The organism is Qipengyuania psychrotolerans (assembly GCF_019711355.1).
In the GTDB taxonomy this organism is placed as follows: Bacteria; Pseudomonadota; Alphaproteobacteria; order Sphingomonadales; family Sphingomonadaceae; genus Qipengyuania; species Qipengyuania psychrotolerans.
This window is the reverse complement of sequence record NZ_CP081297.1, coordinates 1,251,696-1,269,617: the sequence shown is the minus strand read 5'-3', so window position 1 is coordinate 1,269,617 and position 17,922 is coordinate 1,251,696. Positions and strand designations below refer to the sequence as shown.

Annotated in this window: 18 protein-coding genes and 1 tRNA gene; 11 read left to right on the top strand and 8 right to left on the bottom strand. The window is 57.3% G+C overall.

All coding sequences use genetic code 11. From position 1 onward, the window contains the following. Positions 1–34 precede the first annotated feature (34 nt). Positions 35–205 (top strand): hypothetical protein, encoded by a 171-nt coding sequence (locus tag K3166_RS06240; RefSeq protein WP_221423793.1) that lies wholly within the window; start codon positions 35–37, stop codon positions 203–205. 34 nt (positions 206–239) lie between these two features. Here the strand turns inward: K3166_RS06240 and K3166_RS06235 are convergent. Further along, positions 240–329 (bottom strand) — tRNA-Ser (locus K3166_RS06235). A 120-nt stretch (positions 330–449) separates the two neighbouring features. Here K3166_RS06235 and K3166_RS06230 point away from each other — a divergent pair. From K3166_RS06230 to mazG, 10 genes are all read left to right on the top strand, one after another. Beyond that, positions 450–1,469, top strand: coding sequence for a lytic murein transglycosylase (locus K3166_RS06230; RefSeq protein WP_221423792.1), 1,020 nt, complete (start codon positions 450–452; stop codon positions 1,467–1,469). After that, positions 1,453–1,644 (top strand): hypothetical protein, encoded by a 192-nt coding sequence (locus tag K3166_RS06225; protein WP_221423791.1) that lies wholly within the window; start codon positions 1,453–1,455, stop codon positions 1,642–1,644. The genes K3166_RS06230 and K3166_RS06225 overlap by 17 nt, the downstream gene beginning before the upstream one ends. 196 nt (positions 1,645–1,840) lie before the next feature. Continuing rightward, positions 1,841–2,959, top strand: coding sequence for a D-alanyl-D-alanine carboxypeptidase family protein (locus K3166_RS06220; RefSeq protein ID WP_247714758.1), 1,119 nt, complete (start codon positions 1,841–1,843; stop codon positions 2,957–2,959). Beyond that, positions 2,956–3,585, top strand: a complete 630-nt coding sequence (tmk, locus tag K3166_RS06215; RefSeq protein ID WP_221423789.1) for a dTMP kinase — start codon at positions 2,956–2,958, stop codon at positions 3,583–3,585. The genes K3166_RS06220 and tmk overlap by 4 nt, the downstream gene beginning before the upstream one ends. Further along, entirely contained in the window at positions 3,582–4,532 is a 951-nt protein-coding gene (locus K3166_RS06210; RefSeq protein ID WP_221423788.1) for a DNA polymerase III subunit delta', read from the top strand. Before tmk ends, K3166_RS06210 begins: the two co-directional genes overlap by 4 nt. Further along, complete coding sequence (metG, locus tag K3166_RS06205; RefSeq protein ID WP_247714757.1) at positions 4,525–6,084, top strand: methionine--tRNA ligase; 1,560 nt, start codon at positions 4,525–4,527, stop codon at positions 6,082–6,084. The genes K3166_RS06210 and metG overlap by 8 nt, the downstream gene beginning before the upstream one ends. Further along, positions 6,084–6,860, top strand: coding sequence for a TatD family hydrolase (locus tag K3166_RS06200; protein WP_221423787.1), 777 nt, complete (start codon positions 6,084–6,086; stop codon positions 6,858–6,860). Before metG ends, K3166_RS06200 begins: the two co-directional genes overlap by 1 nt. Beyond that, positions 6,857–7,624 (top strand): MBL fold metallo-hydrolase, encoded by a 768-nt coding sequence (locus tag K3166_RS06195; protein WP_221423786.1) that lies wholly within the window; start codon positions 6,857–6,859, stop codon positions 7,622–7,624. Before K3166_RS06200 ends, K3166_RS06195 begins: the two co-directional genes overlap by 4 nt. Then, a complete protein-coding gene (locus K3166_RS06190; RefSeq protein WP_221423785.1) occupies positions 7,621–7,797 on the top strand; it encodes a hypothetical protein in 177 nt (58 codons plus the stop codon). The genes K3166_RS06195 and K3166_RS06190 overlap by 4 nt, the downstream gene beginning before the upstream one ends. Before the next feature lie 113 nt (positions 7,798–7,910). Beyond that, positions 7,911–8,672 (top strand): nucleoside triphosphate pyrophosphohydrolase, encoded by a 762-nt coding sequence (mazG, locus tag K3166_RS06185; protein ID WP_221423784.1) that lies wholly within the window; start codon positions 7,911–7,913, stop codon positions 8,670–8,672. Here mazG and hflX read toward each other — a convergent pair. From hflX to dusB, 7 genes are all read right to left on the bottom strand, one after another. Further along, positions 8,667–9,968: a GTPase HflX gene (hflX, locus tag K3166_RS06180; protein WP_221423783.1), complete on the bottom strand. Its 1,302-nt coding sequence runs from the start codon at positions 9,966–9,968 to the stop codon at positions 8,667–8,669. The two genes, mazG and hflX, sit on opposite strands and share 6 nt — an antisense overlap. Before the next feature lie 17 nt (positions 9,969–9,985). After that, positions 9,986–10,525, bottom strand: a complete 540-nt coding sequence (gene hfq, locus K3166_RS06175; protein ID WP_221423782.1) for an RNA chaperone Hfq — start codon at positions 10,523–10,525, stop codon at positions 9,986–9,988. 168 nt (positions 10,526–10,693) lie between these two features. Next, entirely contained in the window at positions 10,694–12,076 is a 1,383-nt protein-coding gene (gene ntrX / locus K3166_RS06170) for a nitrogen assimilation response regulator NtrX (protein ID WP_221423781.1), read from the bottom strand. A gap of 3 nt (positions 12,077–12,079) precedes the next feature. Further along, positions 12,080–14,320 carry a sensor histidine kinase gene (locus tag K3166_RS06165; protein ID WP_221423780.1) on the bottom strand — a complete coding sequence of 747 codons (2,241 nt, stop codon included), beginning with the start codon at positions 14,318–14,320 and terminating at the stop codon, positions 12,080–12,082. Between the two features lie 58 nt (positions 14,321–14,378). Then, positions 14,379–15,803: a sigma-54-dependent transcriptional regulator gene (locus K3166_RS06160; protein ID WP_221423779.1), complete on the bottom strand. Its 1,425-nt coding sequence runs from the start codon at positions 15,801–15,803 to the stop codon at positions 14,379–14,381. Beyond that, entirely contained in the window at positions 15,800–16,867 is a 1,068-nt protein-coding gene (locus tag K3166_RS06155) for a two-component system sensor histidine kinase NtrB (RefSeq protein WP_221423778.1), read from the bottom strand. The genes K3166_RS06160 and K3166_RS06155 overlap by 4 nt, the downstream gene beginning before the upstream one ends. Further along, complete coding sequence (dusB, locus tag K3166_RS06150) at positions 16,864–17,883, bottom strand: tRNA dihydrouridine synthase DusB (protein ID WP_221423777.1); 1,020 nt, start codon at positions 17,881–17,883, stop codon at positions 16,864–16,866. Before dusB ends, K3166_RS06155 begins: the two co-directional genes overlap by 4 nt. Positions 17,884–17,922 lie beyond the last annotated feature (39 nt).

The following is a 17,922-nucleotide window of genomic DNA, read 5'->3' as shown; positions in this document are numbered from 1 at the left end:
GTCTCAGACGTTTATTACGCTGAGGAGCAAAGCGATGGAGTTTGAAATGGCAGATGAACCGCAAGGGCAAGAAGATCGTGCTGAGGGCGCCAGAGACGGCGGAATTGTGGAAGACCACATTGCGCTTCGAAATCAATCCAGCGTGAAACCGAGCGATTATCCCAAAGATCAACTGCGGGACCAGTCACTGGTCCAGCCCGAATAGACGAGCGTGCTTAACGAGAATGAGTAGGGTGAAGTGGCGGACAGGGTGGGATTCGAACCCACGAAGGGCTTGCACCCTTGCCGGTTTTCAAGACCGGTGCATTCAACCGCTCTGCCACCTGTCCGCTCGGGAAGACCCGCTAGCGTGCCTCTGATCAATTGTCATCCCAGAACGCTCATCCTCCACATAAAGTAATGATCCGGATGACATCGCTCATTCACAATTCTAGTGACAAGTTATGCCTATGACACTTCGTAAAATTCTCGCCTTTACCGCTGCATCGATGCTTACACTGCCTGCAGCTCCTGTTGCTGCTCAGGAGTTGTCGTTCGACGCCTACGTACAGCTTCTGATAGCCCGCGCACGTGCAGAAGGCGTGAGCGAGGCGACCTTGCAGCGCATGACCGCCGGATTGCAGCCGAATGACCGCGTGATCCGCCTTGACCAGTCACAGCCTGGCTCTCCTACCACCAGCGGCTATCCGGCGATGGCACCCTATATCGCAACCCATGTCGACGATGCACGCATCCGGGGCGGCCAGAGAAACTATGCAGCCGCACGTTCGGAGCTTTCACGCATCGAGCGTGAATACGGCGTGCCCGGCGAGATCCTCATCGCCATTTGGGGCCACGAGACAGCCTACGGCGCTGTGAAGGGTGGTTTCGATCTTTCGCAATCGCTTGCCACACTGGCCTGGGAGGGCCGCCGCCGCGATCTATTCGCTGGCGAGTTCGTCGCTTTGATGAAGGTGGCTGACAAAGGCTACTCACGCAGCCAGCTCCAAGGCAGCTGGGCAGGTGCATTCGGCAATCCGCAATTTCTGCCAAGCGTCTACCTTCGCCTCGCGACGGACGGCGATGGTGATGGTCGCGCAGATATCATGAACAACCGTGCCGATACGTTGGCTTCGATTGCGAATTATTTCCGCGATTCGGGCTGGCGATCAGGTCAGCCTTGGGGAGTTAGGGCCTCTGTCCCCAATGGGTTCGATGTCGATCGCTACCGGACTGAGCTGGACGCCCCTGTTTGTTCCCGGGTTCACGGACGGCATAGTCAGTACAAGACGGCTGAAGAATGGCGGGCTTTGGGGGTGCAGCCGCAGCGCTCACTCCCGCAAGGCACCCTGGTATCATTGTTCCATCCGGATGGTCCCGGCACCCCCGCCTGGCTCCTGACCTCGAATTACCGGGTTATCCTCGAGTATAATTGCTCGAATTATTACGCGATGAGTGTGGGGCTGCTTGCTGATGAGATCGCGCGCTAGGACGCTTTCTGCAGCGCTTTCGGTGCCTGCCTTGACCGTGTTTGCAATTGGTGAGGTCAATGGCCCCGCTTTACGATCCAATTCTATAGGTCCAGCAGTGGATTACTCGGTCGTTGCCAGCGAAGCAGATCCGATCGACGGTACCGAGTATGATCCGTCGGGCCGCCAGAACTAAGACGCAGTAGGGTTTGCCTCGCCCGGACCTGAACCTATGCAAGCCGTGGACAGGCTGATGCAGCGCTCGCCAAGCTGCGCGAGCAGGGCTATATCGAAGCGCTTATTAGGAATTCAGACTAGAGACGCCGGGCAACCGGTGCGGAGCCGGTTTGCGATACTTTAAAACACTTCCGATGTTGGCGGCCGTTGCCGCCGTGGCTGCGCAACCTGCCGTAGCGCGTACCACCCCTGACGTGGCACCGCCTTCGCCCGAAGATGCTCCCATCGCGTACCTACTGGATCTTACCAGCGGCCAGGTCCTGTTGGCGCGCGAGGCAGATCGCCGCTTCATGCCCGCATCCATCACCAAGGTCATGACAACATTTCTAGCCTTCGAATGGATGGAAGAGGGCAAGCTGCTACCCCAGCAAACCTTTACAGTGCGTCCGGAAACCTGGTCGGATTGGAATAACAGGGGTTCGACGATGTTCCTGTCGAATCGTGCGCGAGTGACGGTCGACGATCTGGTGCACGGCGTAACCACCGTTTCGGCCAATGACGGGGCCGCTGTCCTTGCGGATTCCGCTGCTGGTTCTATCGAGGAATGGGTCGAGGCAATGAACGCCAAGGCTCGCGAGATTGGCATGAAAGACAGCCACTTCGGCACTCCGAATGGCTGGATGGACGAAGGCGCGACCTTCGTAACTGCCGTGGATTTGGCGACACTGGCCAGTGCGATGCTTCGCCGGCATCCCTCGAAATACAATCACTTCGTTGGCAAAACCGAATTCACCTACAACGGCATTACCCAGCCTAACCATGATCCGATTAGCGGAAGCGTCCGCGGCGCTGATGGTATCAAAACGGGTTTCACCAATCAGGCGGGGTACGGCTTCCTTGGGTCGGCAGAGCGCAACGGTCGCCGATTGGTAATGGTCGTTGCCGCCAGTCCGCGCGGCAGGACGCGGGACCGGGCTTCGCGCGACCTGCTCGAATGGGGCTTCTCGCAGTTCGAGCAGAGAAGACTGTTCGTTCCGGGATCGAAAGTGACAGATGCTGAGGTGCAGGGCGGAAATTCCACACAGGTCGGCTTGATTGCTCCGCGCGGCGTTTATCTAAGTATGCCTCGCGACCAGCAGACTGACGCCACTTTTCGTATCGAATACAGCGGCCCGCTCAGAGCACCCATCATGAAGGGCGAGGAAATAGCGCACCTTGTTGTGACGATCGAAGGAATGCCCGAGGCCCGCGTCCCGCTTGAGGCGGAAACAGATGTCGATGAAGCCGGGGTTTTCGGCCGGATAGTGAACGGGATCAGGGGTTGGCTTCCATGAGAACCGGGAAATTCATCGCATTCGAGGGCGGTGAAGGGATGGGTAAATCGACCCAGGCGCGCTTGCTCGCAGATGCCCTGAATAAGCGCGGCCTTGAGGTTGTCCTGACCCGCGAGCCCGGCGGCACTCCCGGAGCGGAAGCTATCCGGGGCCTGCTGCTTCACCCTCCTGGCAAAGGCTGGGGTCCCGAAGCAGAAGCCCTGCTGTTTGCGGCGGCCCGCGCAGACCATGTTAAAAAGCTGATTCGTCCAGCGCTCGAAGCGGGCAAATGGGTCATCTGCGACCGCTTTCTCGATTCCAGTCGGGCATACCAAGGCGATGCAGGCGGAGTCGGGGACACCAAGGTCCGCCAATTGCATGAGATTGGCAGCAAAGGGCTTTTGCCGGACCTGACTTTGGTCCTGGCAGCTGAAAGCAATCACGTTGCCGAACGCTTGCGCGCCCGTGACGGTGATGCCTCCGACGCCATCGGCGGAAGGGCCGATAGCTATCACAGCGATGTCAATTCGGCCTTCCAGAGCTTCGTGCGAGAGGAACCCGATCGGTTTAGGCTGATCGATGGTGAGGGATCGATCGATGAAGTCCACGAGCGTATTGTCGATGCTGTCAAGGACATCGCACCGTGAAGTTCATTGGACACGACGAGGCGTGGGAAGAATGGCGTAGCGCGATGGCGGGATCGCGTATGCACCACGCCTGGCTTCTCGCTGGCCGCAAAGGACTGGGCAAGGCTAGCTTCGTACAGTCTGCTGCGCGCGAACTTATCGGGGTGCCACGCGATACAGGTGACCATCCCGATATTCTCACCCTGACCTATGGACCCAAGAACAAGGACGAGGCCAAAAAGCGCGATGAAGGAAAGCCTTTCGAACTCGCTCGCGGCATAAAGGTCGAGCAAGTCCGAGCAATCCAGCGGCGCCTTACGACACGGCCTTCCATGGGGACCCGCCGCGCAGTCATAATTGACCCCTCCGACGATATGGAGGTGGGGGCATCAAACGCGTTGCTCAAGAGCCTTGAGGAACCCCCTGAAGGCACCTTCTTCCTCCTTGTCGCTCATAGCCCAGCGCGTTTGCTGCCGACCATTCGGTCACGGTGCCGGACAGTGCGCTTCCCATCCCTGGACAAAAACGCGATGGACGACCTGCTGCGAGATTTGGCGCCGGACGTCGATATCGCGACCAGGGATGCAGCGATCGCAGCAGCAGCAGGCTCGCCGGGGGCTGCACTTTCCTTCGTAACCCTTGATTTGGGCAAGGCAGCCCAGCTTATGCGACAGATCGTGGAACGAGGGGACCGCGATTTCAGTCTTCGGGGGCAACTGGCTGGCGTCATTGGGGGCAAGCAGGACATTCCGCGTTTGCAGGCCGTGCTCGATTTGGCACGAGCAATCCTCGCAGAACGCATTGGACAGATCACCGGCAACCCCCGCCGCTTTGTCGACACCCATGCCGAGTTGGTTCGCTTGACCGGCGAACAACCCACATACAATTTCGACCCCGGACTGCTCGCGATGGAAATCGGAACCTTGCTCGCATCCGCAGGGGCGGCTAGCGAGCGCGCCAATGGCTGATCCTTTCTATATTACCACCGCGATCCATTATCCCAACGGCAAGCCGCATATCGGGCATGCCTATGAGACGATCGCTGCCGATATCATCGCGCGCTTCCAACGCCTTTTGGGCCGCGAAGTGCGGTTCCAGACAGGGACCGATGAGCATGGCCTCAAGATGGCCCAGAAGGCCCGCGATCTGGGTATGACGCCGCGTGCGCTTGCGGACGAGATGTCAGGTCATTTCCGCGATCTGTTCGACAAGCTTGATATCACCTACGACCGCTTCATCCGTACAACGGACGCGGATCACCACAGGGCTAGCCACGCGATCTGGGAAGCGATGGCGGCCAAGGGAGATCTGTACCTTGATCGTTATGAAGGTTGGTACTCAGTCCGCGATGAAGCGTACTACGACGAAAAGGAACTCGTCGAAGGCGAGGGCGGCGAGAAGCTTTCCCCCCAGGGTACGCCAGTGGAATGGACTGAGGAAGAAACCTGGTTTTTCCGGCTGTCCAGCTATGCTGAACCCTTGCTGGAACTACTGAACAAACCCGGTTTCCTGGAACCTGCAAGCCGCCGTAACGAGATGATCGCGTTCGTGGAAGGCGGCCTCAAGGATTTGTCCGTCAGCCGGACCAGTTTTGACTGGGGCGTCAAGGTTCCGGGCAGTGAAAACCACGTGATGTATGTCTGGGTCGATGCTTTGACGAATTACATTACCGGTCTCGGATACCCGGATGGCGGCGAACTTTGGGACAAATTCTGGCCTGCCAGCCTCCATCTGATCGGCAAGGACATCGTGCGCTTCCACACGATCTATTGGCCTGCCTTCCTGATGAGCGCGGACCTGCCTGTGCCGCAGAAGGTCTTCGGCCACGGATTCCTTCTCAATCGAGGCGTCAAGGAATCGAAATCGGCCGGGAATGTCACGGATCCAAATGAACTGGTCGATCTGTATGGTGTCGACGCCCTACGCTATTTCTTGATGGCAGAGGTAACCTTTGGACAGGATGGCAGTTATTCGGCTCAAGCGCTTGTAAATAAAGTGAATGCCGAACTGGCGAACAGCTTCGGCAATTTGGCCCAGCGTACGTTGTCGATGATCCACAAGAATATGGACGGCAAGCTGGAGGCGTTTGAGCCCAGCGAAGATGACATGAAGCTTCTGTCCACCGTCCGCGAGGCATGCCGCGATGTCCTGCCGCGCGAGTTCGAGGCGTTGAACTTCAGTGTTGGCATCGAAGCCTGGCTCAAGGCGGTCTTCGCTTGCAACGCCTATGTAGACGAGCAGGCACCGTGGGGGCTGAAAAAGACAGACCCCGAACGGATGAAGGCCGTGCTCCAGACGCTCTTCATGGCCATTCGCGATCTCGCGATTGCAATCCAACCCGTAGTGCCGGCAAAATCAGCAACCGTACTGGATCAACTCGGTGTGGGTGAGGACCATCGGTCCTATGCCGACCTCAGTAACGAAGGATGGTTTGCGGCATTGGCGTCAACCGGTCATTCGATCGAGAAGCCAAATCCGGTTTTCCCGCGCCTTGAGCTTCCTGAGCAGGAAACCGCTTGATGCTGATCGATAGCCATTGCCATCTCGAATACGAAGGGCTGGTCGAAAACCAGTCCGAAATTCTCGACCGTGCGCGGGAGACCGGGGTAGGGGCCTTCCTCAATATCTCCACCAAGAAGGCCGAATGGGATCAGGTTTTAAGCACCGCCAATTCCCAGAGCGACGTGTATGCCAGCGTCGGCATTCATCCGCACAATGCGGACGAGCATCAGGATCTCCTTCGCGAAGAACTGTTGGAGGCTACACGCGGCCGGAAAGTCATTGGTATCGGCGAAACCGGGCTTGATTATTATTACGATCACTCGGACCGCAAAGTGCAGCAGGACCTGTTCCGCATGCATATCGATGTCGCGAGAGAGGTGCAGCTTCCCGTTATCATCCACACACGCGATGCCGAGGAAGACACCCTCGCGATCCTGACCGATGAAATGGAAAAGGGTTCTTTCCCTGCGCTAATCCACTGCTTCACGGCCTCGGACGAATTTGGCCGGCGTGTCCTTGAGCTTGGTCTTTCGATCTCGCTTTCGGGTATCGTGACATTCAAGAATGCCAAGGACTTGCAGGCATTTGCTCTAACGGTGCCCGAAGAACGGCTGTTGGTGGAGACCGATAGCCCGTTTCTCGCGCCGGTCCCGCACCGCGGGAAATCGTGTGAGCCCGGTTTCGTTCAGGATACGGCGCGATTTCTTGCTGAATTGCGCGGCGAAAGCTTCGAAGAGCTGGCCCAGTATACCACGCAAAATTTCTATCGCCTTTTCAGCAAGGCAGCTTCGTGAAACTCCTAATGCTGGGTTCCGGAACGTCCACTGGCGTCCCGCGTATCGGTGATGATTGGGGAGAGTGTGATCCATCCAATCCCCGTAATCGGCGAAGCAGGGTTTCGATCATCGTCGAAAACAGGATGGGCCAACGCATTTTGGTCGATACTTCGACTGATTTGCGGTCGCAATTGCTCGCCAACAAGATTGCGAAGGTAGACGCTGTCTTCTGGACGCATGATCATGCCGATCATTGTCATGGTATCGATGACCTGAGAGTCATGCGGTACGATCGCAGCAATCCTCTGCCAGGCTATGCGAGCCGCAAAACTTGCGAGAAACTGCGCCGCCGTTTCGATTACGTATTCGAGGGGCAATACGGTTATCCGACCTTGATGGACCTCAAGGAAGTCGAGCAATCACAGATGGTTGCGGGTTTCTCCTTCGATCACGTCGAAATGCCCCACGGTCCCGTAACAAGCACCGGTTTCCGGTTCGAAGCTGATGGCAAGGTGATCGTTTATGCCACTGATTTTAGCGAAATAACCCCCCGAATGGTCAGCTGCTTCAAAGGGTCTGATTTGCTGGTCGTTGACTGTCTCCGCAAGCGTCCGCATCCAACGCATGCCCATTTGGATATGGCGATCGAATTGGCCCGCAAGACCAAGGCCAAGCGAGCTGTTTTGACGCATCTCGACAAGAGCATGGATTATGAAACGATCCGCGCAGAAGTCCCCAAAGGAATCCTAGTTGGATACGACGGTCTGGAGATTGAACTATGAGTGGGGGAATGTGGGCTTGGGCAGCCATCAGCGCTGCTTTGGTGATTGCATATATCAGCGGCGTACGCGCCGATGGAATGACCGGAGGCAAGTTGATCAAGACGGCAGTGATCTGGGTAATGATTATTACGGGATGCTATTTTCTGGTTAGCTGGCTGACCGGGATGTCCTGACCCCGTCGACCTTCTCCTATATTTTACATAATATATATTATCGTTCTTTCATTTCAGTGGACCGGGGTCTCATCACACTTCCTCTTCCAACCGCCCTTTTATAAACTAGACAGATGCCTCACGAAATCGACCGCCTAATCGAAATCATGCAAACTCTGCGTAACCCTGAGGATGGATGCGAATGGGATAAGGCGCAAACCTTCAAGACAATCGCGCCATATACGATCGAAGAAGCATACGAAGTCGCCGATGCTATCGAGCGCTGTGACATGGCCGATCTACGCGGTGAACTCGGCGACTTGCTGTTCCAGGTCGTTTTCCATTCTCGGATGGCTGAAGAAGCCGGCCATTTCAGTTTTGCTGAAGTCGCCGCATCCATCTCGCAGAAGATGGAAGCTCGGCATCCGCACATCTTCGGTGATGAAGGCGGCATCATGGAAGACGGCCGCTGGGAAGACCTTAAAGCCGCAGAACGCGCTGAAGCAGGCGCCAGTAGCGCAATGGATGGTGTCGCCGGTGCCCTTCCCGCTCTCATGCGGGCCCAGAAGCTTCAGAAACGAGCAGCAAGGCAAGGCTTCGACTGGCCTGACGCAGAAGGTCCAACAGCCAAGGTTCTTGAGGAAATAGAAGAGCTTAAAGAGGCGACTGGAGAACATGTTGTCGAGGAGGCGGGTGACTTCCTGTTCGCAGCGGTCAATCTGGTCCGCGCATACGGGATCGATGCCGAAGAAGCGCTCAGGGCTGCCAATTCAAAATTCGAACGCAGGTTCCGTGCCATGGAAGATCTGGCCGCTGGAGACTTCCAGGAACGAGATCTCGACTCTCAGGAAGAGCTTTGGCAGCAGGTCAAACGCGCTGAAGCCAAAAACTTATAGGGTTTCGAATTGTCCCAGTTCCTTGGGATTGAGACGGACTTTAAACCGTCTTTTCGGCCCAGCCCCCTCGACTTCGACGCTCTCCTCGGACAAAATTTCGCCGTGAGCGTGTAGCCAAGCAATACGTCGTCCGTCACTGGCCGATACCTCGAATTCGCGAACTGATGCCTTGGCGGTCAGCATGATCCCCAGTTTTTCAAGAAATTCGGGCACACCTTCGCCGGTCAAGGCCGAGACGCGGACGACGTCGTCGGCATCGTGGGCCAAACCTTCGAGTTTTACTGCCCTGTCCTCGTCAAGCAGGTCCCACTTGTTCCAGACCTCTAGGATCGGGATAGTGGACACGCCTTCCTCTGCATCGATGACCTCAAGGTCGGTGAGGACTTTAAGAACCTGAGCTTTCTGAGCTTCGGACGATGGGTTGGAGATGTCACGCACATGGCAGATGATGTCCGCTGCGGTGACTTCCTCCAGAGTTGCCCTGAATGCAGCAACAAGCTGCGTCGGTAGGTCGGAGATGAAACCGACAGTGTCCGATAAAATAGCTTTTTCTACGCCCGGCAAAGAGATCGAACGCATAGTGGGATCAAGTGTGGCGAAGAGCAAATCCTCAGCCATCACGTCAGAACCCGTCAGGCGGTTAAATAGCGTGGATTTGCCCGCGTTCGTATAACCGACCAAAGCCACCACCGGCCAAGGGGCGCGTTCCCGCCTTTCGCGGTGCAGGCCCCGCGTCTTGCGGACCTGCTCAAGTTCTTTCTTCAGCCGAGCCATGCGCTGACGGATCATTCGCCTGTCAGCTTCGATCTGGGTTTCGCCGGGGCCGCCAAGGAATCCGAAGCCACCGCGTTGCCGCTCAAGGTGGGTCCAACTTCTTACAAGGCGGCTCTGTTGATAGTCGAGGTGCGCAAGCTCCACCTGCAGCCGGCCTTCCGCCGTCGCCGCTCGCTCTCCGAAGATTTCGAGGATCAGGCCTGTGCGGTCGATCACCTTGCGGCCGAGTTTCTCTTCGAGATTTCGTTGCTGGATTGGACTGAGAGCGCCATCAACTACCAGCAATTCCGCTTCGTGCTGCTCGCACGCGATGCGGATGTTTTCAACCTGGCCCGCGCCGAAGAGCAGGTTCGGCTTCACCTCGCGCACCGGCAATGTCAGGCTATCCGCGATGACGATGCCGATCGCTAGGGCAAGTCCTTCCGCTTCCTGAAGCCGGCTATCGGCATCAAGATCGTAGGATACTCCGCGAATATCCGGGCATATCACGAGCGCCCGCGCGCCGCGTGATACTTCACCCATCAGGTTGTCATCGAAACTCAGTTTGCTTCCTCGTCCCAGTTCTCGGTCAGATCGACCGGACCGGCGGGTTGAATTGTAGATACGGCATGCTTGTAGGCCAATTGAACGTAACCATCCCGCTCAAGCATCATGCAGAACAGATCATATGCGGCGATTTTGCCCTGAAGCATCACACCGTTGACCAGAAACATTGTGACCTGTGCTTCGGCCTCTTGCACACGGCTAAGGAAAACATCCTGCAAAAGCCGCTGCTTTGCGCCAGAACCCTGGCTTGCGAATTGGTCGGCATCGATCGGTTGGCCAGGCATAATCGTACTGACTGCATGCTTGTAAACCAATTGGGATTGACCATCACGGCGCAGAAGAATCGAGAAATTGTCGAACCAGGTCACGATACCTTGCAGCTTTACGCCCTTGACCAGGAAGACCGTTACGGGTGCCTTTTCCCTGCGCAAAAGATTGAGGAAAGCGTCCTGAAGACTGGGCGCTTTGCCTTTGTGTTGCGGCTCTGGCTGTTTCGGTTTCGGGCGCGCTGAGAGCGTGCGTTCGCCAGTCATCGTAGTGCTCCTCTTATTGTTGGCGAACGCGTCACGTCCGCAATCTGGACGCATCCACCACGTCCGGCTTCCGGATCATTGCCCGGCATAACTACAATGTGGCGATTCTCGCTTCATTCGGCAATGACTTTCATCATCCCCCGTAAGCGGTAACACGGATGAGAGGGGTTACTTCCTTCCGGTATCTTTGCGGTCGGCCATGCCCAGCAGTTTCAACTTCCGATGAAGTGCCGACCGCTCCATGCCGATGAAACTTGCCGTCTTGGAGATATTGCCTGAAAAACGGCGTATCTGGATGGCCAGATATTCTCTCTCAAAGCTTTCTCTAGCTTCGCGCAATGGCGCGCCCATCAATTGGGCCATGCCGCCGGTGCCGCCCAGCTTCCCGCCAGTAACCTCTTCGGAGAGCATGTCAGCCTCGACAATTTCAAGTTGGTCGCGAGGGGTCAGGATAATTGTGCGCTCCACGACATTGCGCAACTGCCGAACGTTTCCGGGCCAGTCATAGGCCTGCAGGGCCGCCATGGCTTCTTCGCTTATTTCAGGCGGGCGGATGCCTTGCTCGATCGCATAGCGAGCGAAGAAATGCTGGGCCAACGAGGGAATATCGTCGCGCCGTTCCGAAAGCGATGGCACTTCTACCGGAACCACATTGAGACGATAGAAAAGGTCTTCGCGGAAACGCTTCTCTTCCATTTCGCCCTCAAGATCACGGGCGGTCGAGGACACGACCCGAACGTCCACGCCGATCTGGCGGGTTCCCCCTACCCTCACAAAGCTCTGCTCGGTCAGGACACGCAAGATGCGCGCCTGTGTGGAGAGCGGCATGTCGGCGACTTCGTCCAGATAAAGGGTCCCGCCATCCGCCGTTTCGAGCAATCCAGGCCTTACAAGCTTGCCCTCGGCTTCTTCGCCGAAGAGTTCCTCTTCAAAACGCTCCGGGGTGATCCTCGCCGAATTGACGATGACAAACGGCTTGTCTGCCCTCGTGGACCAGCTGTGAAGGAGGCGCGCGGCAACTTCCTTGCCCGAGCCGGCCGGGCCACTAATCAGGACGCGGCTACCAGTGCCAGCGACACGTTTAAGCGTGGCTCGTACGGCGTTGATAGCGGCCGAGTTGCCGGTGAATTCACCCCCCTCACCTATACCTTCACGCAAGCGAGAGTTTTCGCGCCGCAAACGTTCGGTTTCAGTTGCCCTTGCAACGAGATGCAGAAGCCGTTCGGCTTCGAAAGGCTTTTCGATGAAATCCATCGCGCCGCGGCTCACCGCAGAAACGGCGGTGTCGATGTTTCCGTGACCAGAGAAGATGATCACCGGCAATTCGGGTTCACGTGCCTTGATCGCATCGAGAACTTCCAGGCCATCCATCTGGCTGCCGTGGAGCCAGACATCCAGGAGGACTAAACTGGGTCGCTTTGCATCAACCGATTCCAGCGCCGAGGAGCTGTCGGCCGCGGTGCGACATTCATAGCCTTCGTCGCTCAGGACGCCGGCGACAAGTTCGCGAATGTCGCGTTCGTCGTCGACGATGAGGATGTCGAGTGCCATGGTTCAGTTTCCTGTCTTTTCTTGGCGTGGACGGTCGTCACCGGGCTTCGCAGAGCGATGGGGATCTCTCGCGAAACGCAAAATCACACGAGTTCCGCCGGTTTCCAGTGATGAAAAGTTCATCTCTCCGCCATGTTCCTCGACGATTTTGTTCACGATAGCGAGACCCAGACCGGTCCCCTTCTCTCGTGTCGTCACATATGGCTCGAGAATTCTCTCGCGGTCTTGCGGCAGGCCGATCCCGTTGTCTGAAACGGCCACCTGCAGGGAATCGTCGGTTGCAGAAATTTCGACCGTGATCTTCCCGCGATAATCCGGCTCCGCATTTGCTGCCTTTGCCTCGATGGCTTCAGCTGCATTCTTCAGAATGTTGGTAACCGCCTGCCCAAGCTGATGCCTGTCAGCTTCGATCCGGAGCGGGCTGTCGGCATTGGTTTCCAGGACATAATTGATCTGCGGATTAGCGACTTCCTGCAGGAACAATGACTGGCGAACGAGGTCGACTGCGTCTTCGGGGCGGAAGACCGGTTTTGGCAAGCGCGCAAAACTGGAAAATTCATCCACCATTGTCCGCAACTCGCCAACTTGGCGCACGATCGTATTGGTGAGCTCGTCGAACAAATCGCCGTCTTGCAAGATCTGTTTGCGGTATCGGCGCTTGAGCCGCTCGGTCGCCAGCTGGATTGGAGTGAGCGGGTTCTTGATTTCATGTGCAATACGCCGAGCGACATCCGACCATGCTGCCTGCCTCTGATCGAGGAGCTGGCGCGTAATGTCTTCGAAAGTGATCACGTGACCGTCACCCTCCGAAACGAGCTTCACGGCAAGGGTCATCAGTTCGCCGTGCCGCGAATGGCTGACCACGCCCCGGTCAAGTCCGGCCTCAACCAGCACGGCGATTTGCGGCACCATCGCGTCCAGCGTCTCAGGGTGCTCACTGCCCTCCCCTCCTTCGAGGAGCATGTTCTGAGCCGGGGCATTCATCAAGAGGACGCGCCGTTTGCCGTCGATTGTAATGACGCCTGCACTCACGGATTCCAGCACGGCCTCGATGAAGCTGCGGCGCTCTTCCAGCTCCTCGTTGGCACCGACGAGAGCATCAGTCTGCTGCTCGATCTGGGCGGTCATACGGTTGAATGCGCGGTTCAGCAGGCCGATTTCGTCTGCCCCGGTTCGGCCCTCAACACGCAGGGAGAAATTGCCTGCTCCAACCTTGCGCGCGGCGGCGACCAGGTCGGTAAGGGGTTCAACTTGCCGATCGGCAAAGCGCAGTGCAAACCAGACGGCCAGACCGACAAGGGCCAGGCTGACGAAAAACAAGGCCAGGTTGAAGCGCAATTGCAGTGCGCGTGCACGTTTGGTGAGCTCTTCGTAAGCGGTCGAGATCGAACGGGCGCTCTCCCAACTTCTGAAGCTGGCAGCCTCGGCGTTTCTGGCGGTATAAAGGTAAATTCCCGCGGTCCGATCGATTGGCGCGATAGCTTCGATCCGTTCCGGGCTGCCTCTGATTACAACAGGCTCTCCGCCCCTCAACGAACGAAGGCTCTCTTCCGTAAAATCGACGGGATCGCTGCCTTCGCCAATGCCATAAACAACAGCCACGCGAGCCGTACCATCAGGCATCGCCTGCAAGATCGCACTCTCGATTACCTCGCGCCCATCGGCCTGGTACTTGTAGACGAGTTGAAAGTCTGGATTGGTGATGGAAACCTGCGACAAAATGGAGCGCATATCCATCGCCATGGAAATCGTTTCCTGGCCAAGATCGAGCTGATTGTCCTCGTAATACCGCTCGGCGAGGACGTTGGCATTCTCCATCAGCCCTCGCGAATTGTCCGAAAACCAGAAATCTACCCCGGACTGGAAAAGCACGGCTGCGAAAGCCGAAACCAGAAGCGTCGGAACCGCAGCGATCATCGAGAAGAAAAACACCAGCCGGACGTGCAACCGGGCGGTGCTGCCAGCGGCACGGCGGAGCGCCAAGCGCCTGCCCGCCAGAACCAGCAATGCCATTGCCGGAACAAGTGTTCCGATCAGTAGAACGGCGACCTGCCTGCTGGGCAGCAATTCGCCCGTCGGCGGCGCCGTCGTGAAAGCGGCCCATGTCGTACCGACCATCACTAAGAAGGTGGCCAGGGCGACGATTTCCACCAGGGTGAAAAGGTTGGAGCGCCTGGACGCAACAATGAAGCGGCGCCACCAGCGCGGGGTACGTTTCTGAAGAGGACCGGCAAGTGACGCCATCGTGGCTACTTTACGACACCTCTGTTGCAAATTTGCAAGGTCAAATACGACGAAATGCTCATCTATGACGCCGTATAAATTTATCGGGGTCGATCTCGAGCTCGTTTAGTCGTTTTCTGAGGGTATTGCGGTTTATCCCAAGTAGCGTTGCCGCGCGAACCTGGTTTCCCTCGGTAACGCTCAATGCGTGTTGAAACAGAGGCTTTTCGAACGCAGCCAAAGCCGAGTGATAAAGTGTGCCGGGTGCGGGATGCGACGCGTCGATCCAAGCAGCAAGTGCTAATTCAATCTTGCTCTTGGTACTCTCACTCGAAGCTTCCAAGCCCTTGGGCAATATCTCGGCCACCGCATCAGCATCGATCGTCTCATCGCGAGCCATCAATGCCAGCCTGAAAACAACATTGCGAAGTTCGCGAACGTTTCCGCGCCACTCGTTTGTTTCGAGCAGTGTTAGCGCTTGAGTAGATATACGGCGGGAAGGCAGTCCTTCGGCAACTGCTTCACCGAGGAAATGCTTCACAAGCGACCCAACGTCTTCCCTGCGTTCCCGAAGGGGCGGCAGATGGATTGGAACGACGTTCAAGCGATAATACAAATCCTCACGGAAAAGCCCGTCCGTTATCATGGGAATGAGGTCACGATTGGTCGCGGCTACGATGCGAACATCGACGCCGATCTCCTGCTTGCCCCCTACCCGCCGGATGCGACCCGATTGCAGCGCCCTAAGCAACCGTGTCTGGGCTTCGGCCGGCATGTCTCCGATTTCGTCAAGGAACAGGGTGCCGCCATTTGCCTGCTCGAACTTGCCGATCTGCTGCGATACCGCCCCCGTAAAGGCGCCGCGTTCGTGGCCGAACAATTCGCTTTCCAAAAGATCATGCGGGATCGCTGCCATATTGACGGCAACGAACGGCCCCGTGCGCCGTGATCCCAATTGGTGAATGGCCTCCGCAACCAGCTCTTTCCCGGTCCCGCTTTCTCCAGTGACCAATACCGAGAGATCATTGCGCAGCACACGCGTGATCATCCGGTAAACGTCCTGCATCGCCTTGCTGCGACCGATCAAAGGAAGTGCGCCATCCTCCGCACCATCGATGTGCCCCGAATCCGTATTCTTGGCATTGCGCCGCACAGCATCGCGAACTGCTTGCGAAAGCTCATCCAGATCAAACGGCTTGGGAAAATACTCGAATGCCCGGCTGTCACTCGCGCGCACAGCCGTGTCGAGGGTGTTCTGCGCGGATAGCACGATGACAGGCATGTCCGGGGATGCGTCACGGACTTCGGCCATAGAGGAAAGGCCATCGCCATCTTCCAGCATGACGTCGGTTAGCATGACGTCGAATTTGTGTTCAGCAAGCAAGGCGTCGCGGCGCTTGATCGTGCTGCATATCGTGACGTCATACCCTTCGTCGCCCAACGCTTCGCGGATTACAGTTGCGATGGCAGCATCGTCTTCGACTAACAGGACGCGGTTGGTCATTGTTCTGACTTCTCGGAAGCAAGCGGTAGATTGATGCGGAAGTGGGTCAGTCCGGCGAGCTCATCGCGCTCGTGCGAAATTCGGCCACCCATATCCCTGAGCAATTTGCGAACCAGCGCGAGCCCGAGGCCTTGGCCGTGCGGCTTGCCCGATACGAACGGCTCGAAGACATGGTCGCGCAGTTCAGCCGGGATACCAGAACCGTGGTCTGTCACCGTGATTTCAATGGGTAAACGCACCGTTTTGCCCAAGCGGATTGCTGAATACATGGGCCCGCTAATGTAGCGCGTGCGTACAACCACCTGCGCGTTCTCGATTTCGAGACTGGCATCGCAGGCATTGGCCATGAGGTTGATCAAAACCTGCTCCAAGGCATCCCTGTCAGCCTGAACCGCCGGCAGGGAAGGATCGAACTCTTCCACGAGCTCGCAGCCGTCCTGGCGAGCGGCCCTGACGGTCGCCATTGCTCCGCGAATGGCTTCATGAAGATTACATGGTGCGGTCTCCACCGGACGGCTGCTACCCAATTGTTGCATCCGGTCGATGAGCTTGGCGATGCGATCCACCTCCCCTTCGATCATGGATGCAAGCGGGCGATCCTTTTCGGCAGCCCGGCGAGCCAGGAGCTGGCTGGCGCCGCGAATGGCTGACAAGGGGTTCTTTATTTCGTGGGCAAGGATAGCTGGCGCGCGAAGCTCGGTACGCTCTTCCTCGTCGCCCGCATTACCGCTCTTACCCGCATCGGAAATGGTGATGAGCCGCCAACCGGGATGCGCATCGACCGGTGAGCAGCTGATGTTGACCATTCGAACGGATCCGGCTGATTTTAGAGGCAACCCTCTGGCGATCAGCTGGCTGTCCGTCTCCAGCAAAGAAGTGCCCACGCGTTCCGGAGTGATTGTAAACAGATCGAGCAAGGGCCGATCGATGATCCGGTGACTGCTACGGCCAAGCATTTCTTCCGATGCCGGATTGGCTTCTCGAACGCGCCCATCCGGGTCAACCAGCAACACCGCGAATACCATTGCCGCGATCTGGTCTGACGCCAGCGGCGCTTCGATCATGCTGCGCGCCGCTTCAGAAACGGATCGTAGAACTGTTCCAGTTCCTCAAGGACAACAGGAGCTTGGTCGATAAAGTTGACGCGGTTGCGGAACTCGGCCGAGCCGTGCATGCCCTTGGTGTACCACCCAAGGTGCTTGCGCGCGATTTTGACGCCAACATCTTCGCCATAAAGTTCGAGCATTTCACGGTAGTGCTCAACCACGACGTCATATTGTTCGTCGAAGGTCGGGCTCGCGAGGACATCGCCAGTGCGCCACCAGTGCATTACCTGACCCAGCAGCCAAGGTTTGCCGTAGGCGCCGCGGCCAATCATCAATCCGTCTGCGCCTGATTGCTCAAGCGCATTGGCGGCATCGTCGACCGTGCAGATATCGCCGTTGACGATAACCGGGATAGACACGGCATCCTTGACCTTCTTCACGAAAGCCCAGTCTGCCGATCCCTTGTACATCTGGTTACGGGTGCGCCCGTGAACAGTGACCATCTTCACGCCCAGATCTTCTGCGATGTGGGCAAGTTCAGGAGCATTCAGGTCCAGGTGATCCCAGCCCATGCGCATCTTCACGGTGACGGGAACATTCACCGCCTTGACCGTCGCTTCCATTAGTTTGGTCGCCAACGCGACTTCCCGCATCAGGGCCGAACCGGCAAGCTGGCCTACAACCTTACGCACGGGACATCCGAAATTGATGTCGATGATCTCGGCGCCATTTCCTTCCTGGAGCTTGGCAGCTTCGGCCATGCTGGTCGGATCACAGCCGACCAACTGCATGGAAACGGGCTCTTCGATCGGATCCCACTGCGCCTTCTGCACAGATTGACGCGTCTCGCGGATCGCGGCCTCACTGGCGATCATTTCGGTCACATTCAGACCGGATCCATAGCGCCGGACCATCTTTCGAAATGGCAAGTCTGTCACCCCCGTCATGGGAGCCAGGACAACGGGCGTGTCAATCACGACATCGCCGACCGAGATTGGCTTCGGTGCTACCGGGGGTGGAAGATGATCGTTCATGCTGAAGAGTGCTGCCTAATTATTGGGCAGCCACATAGT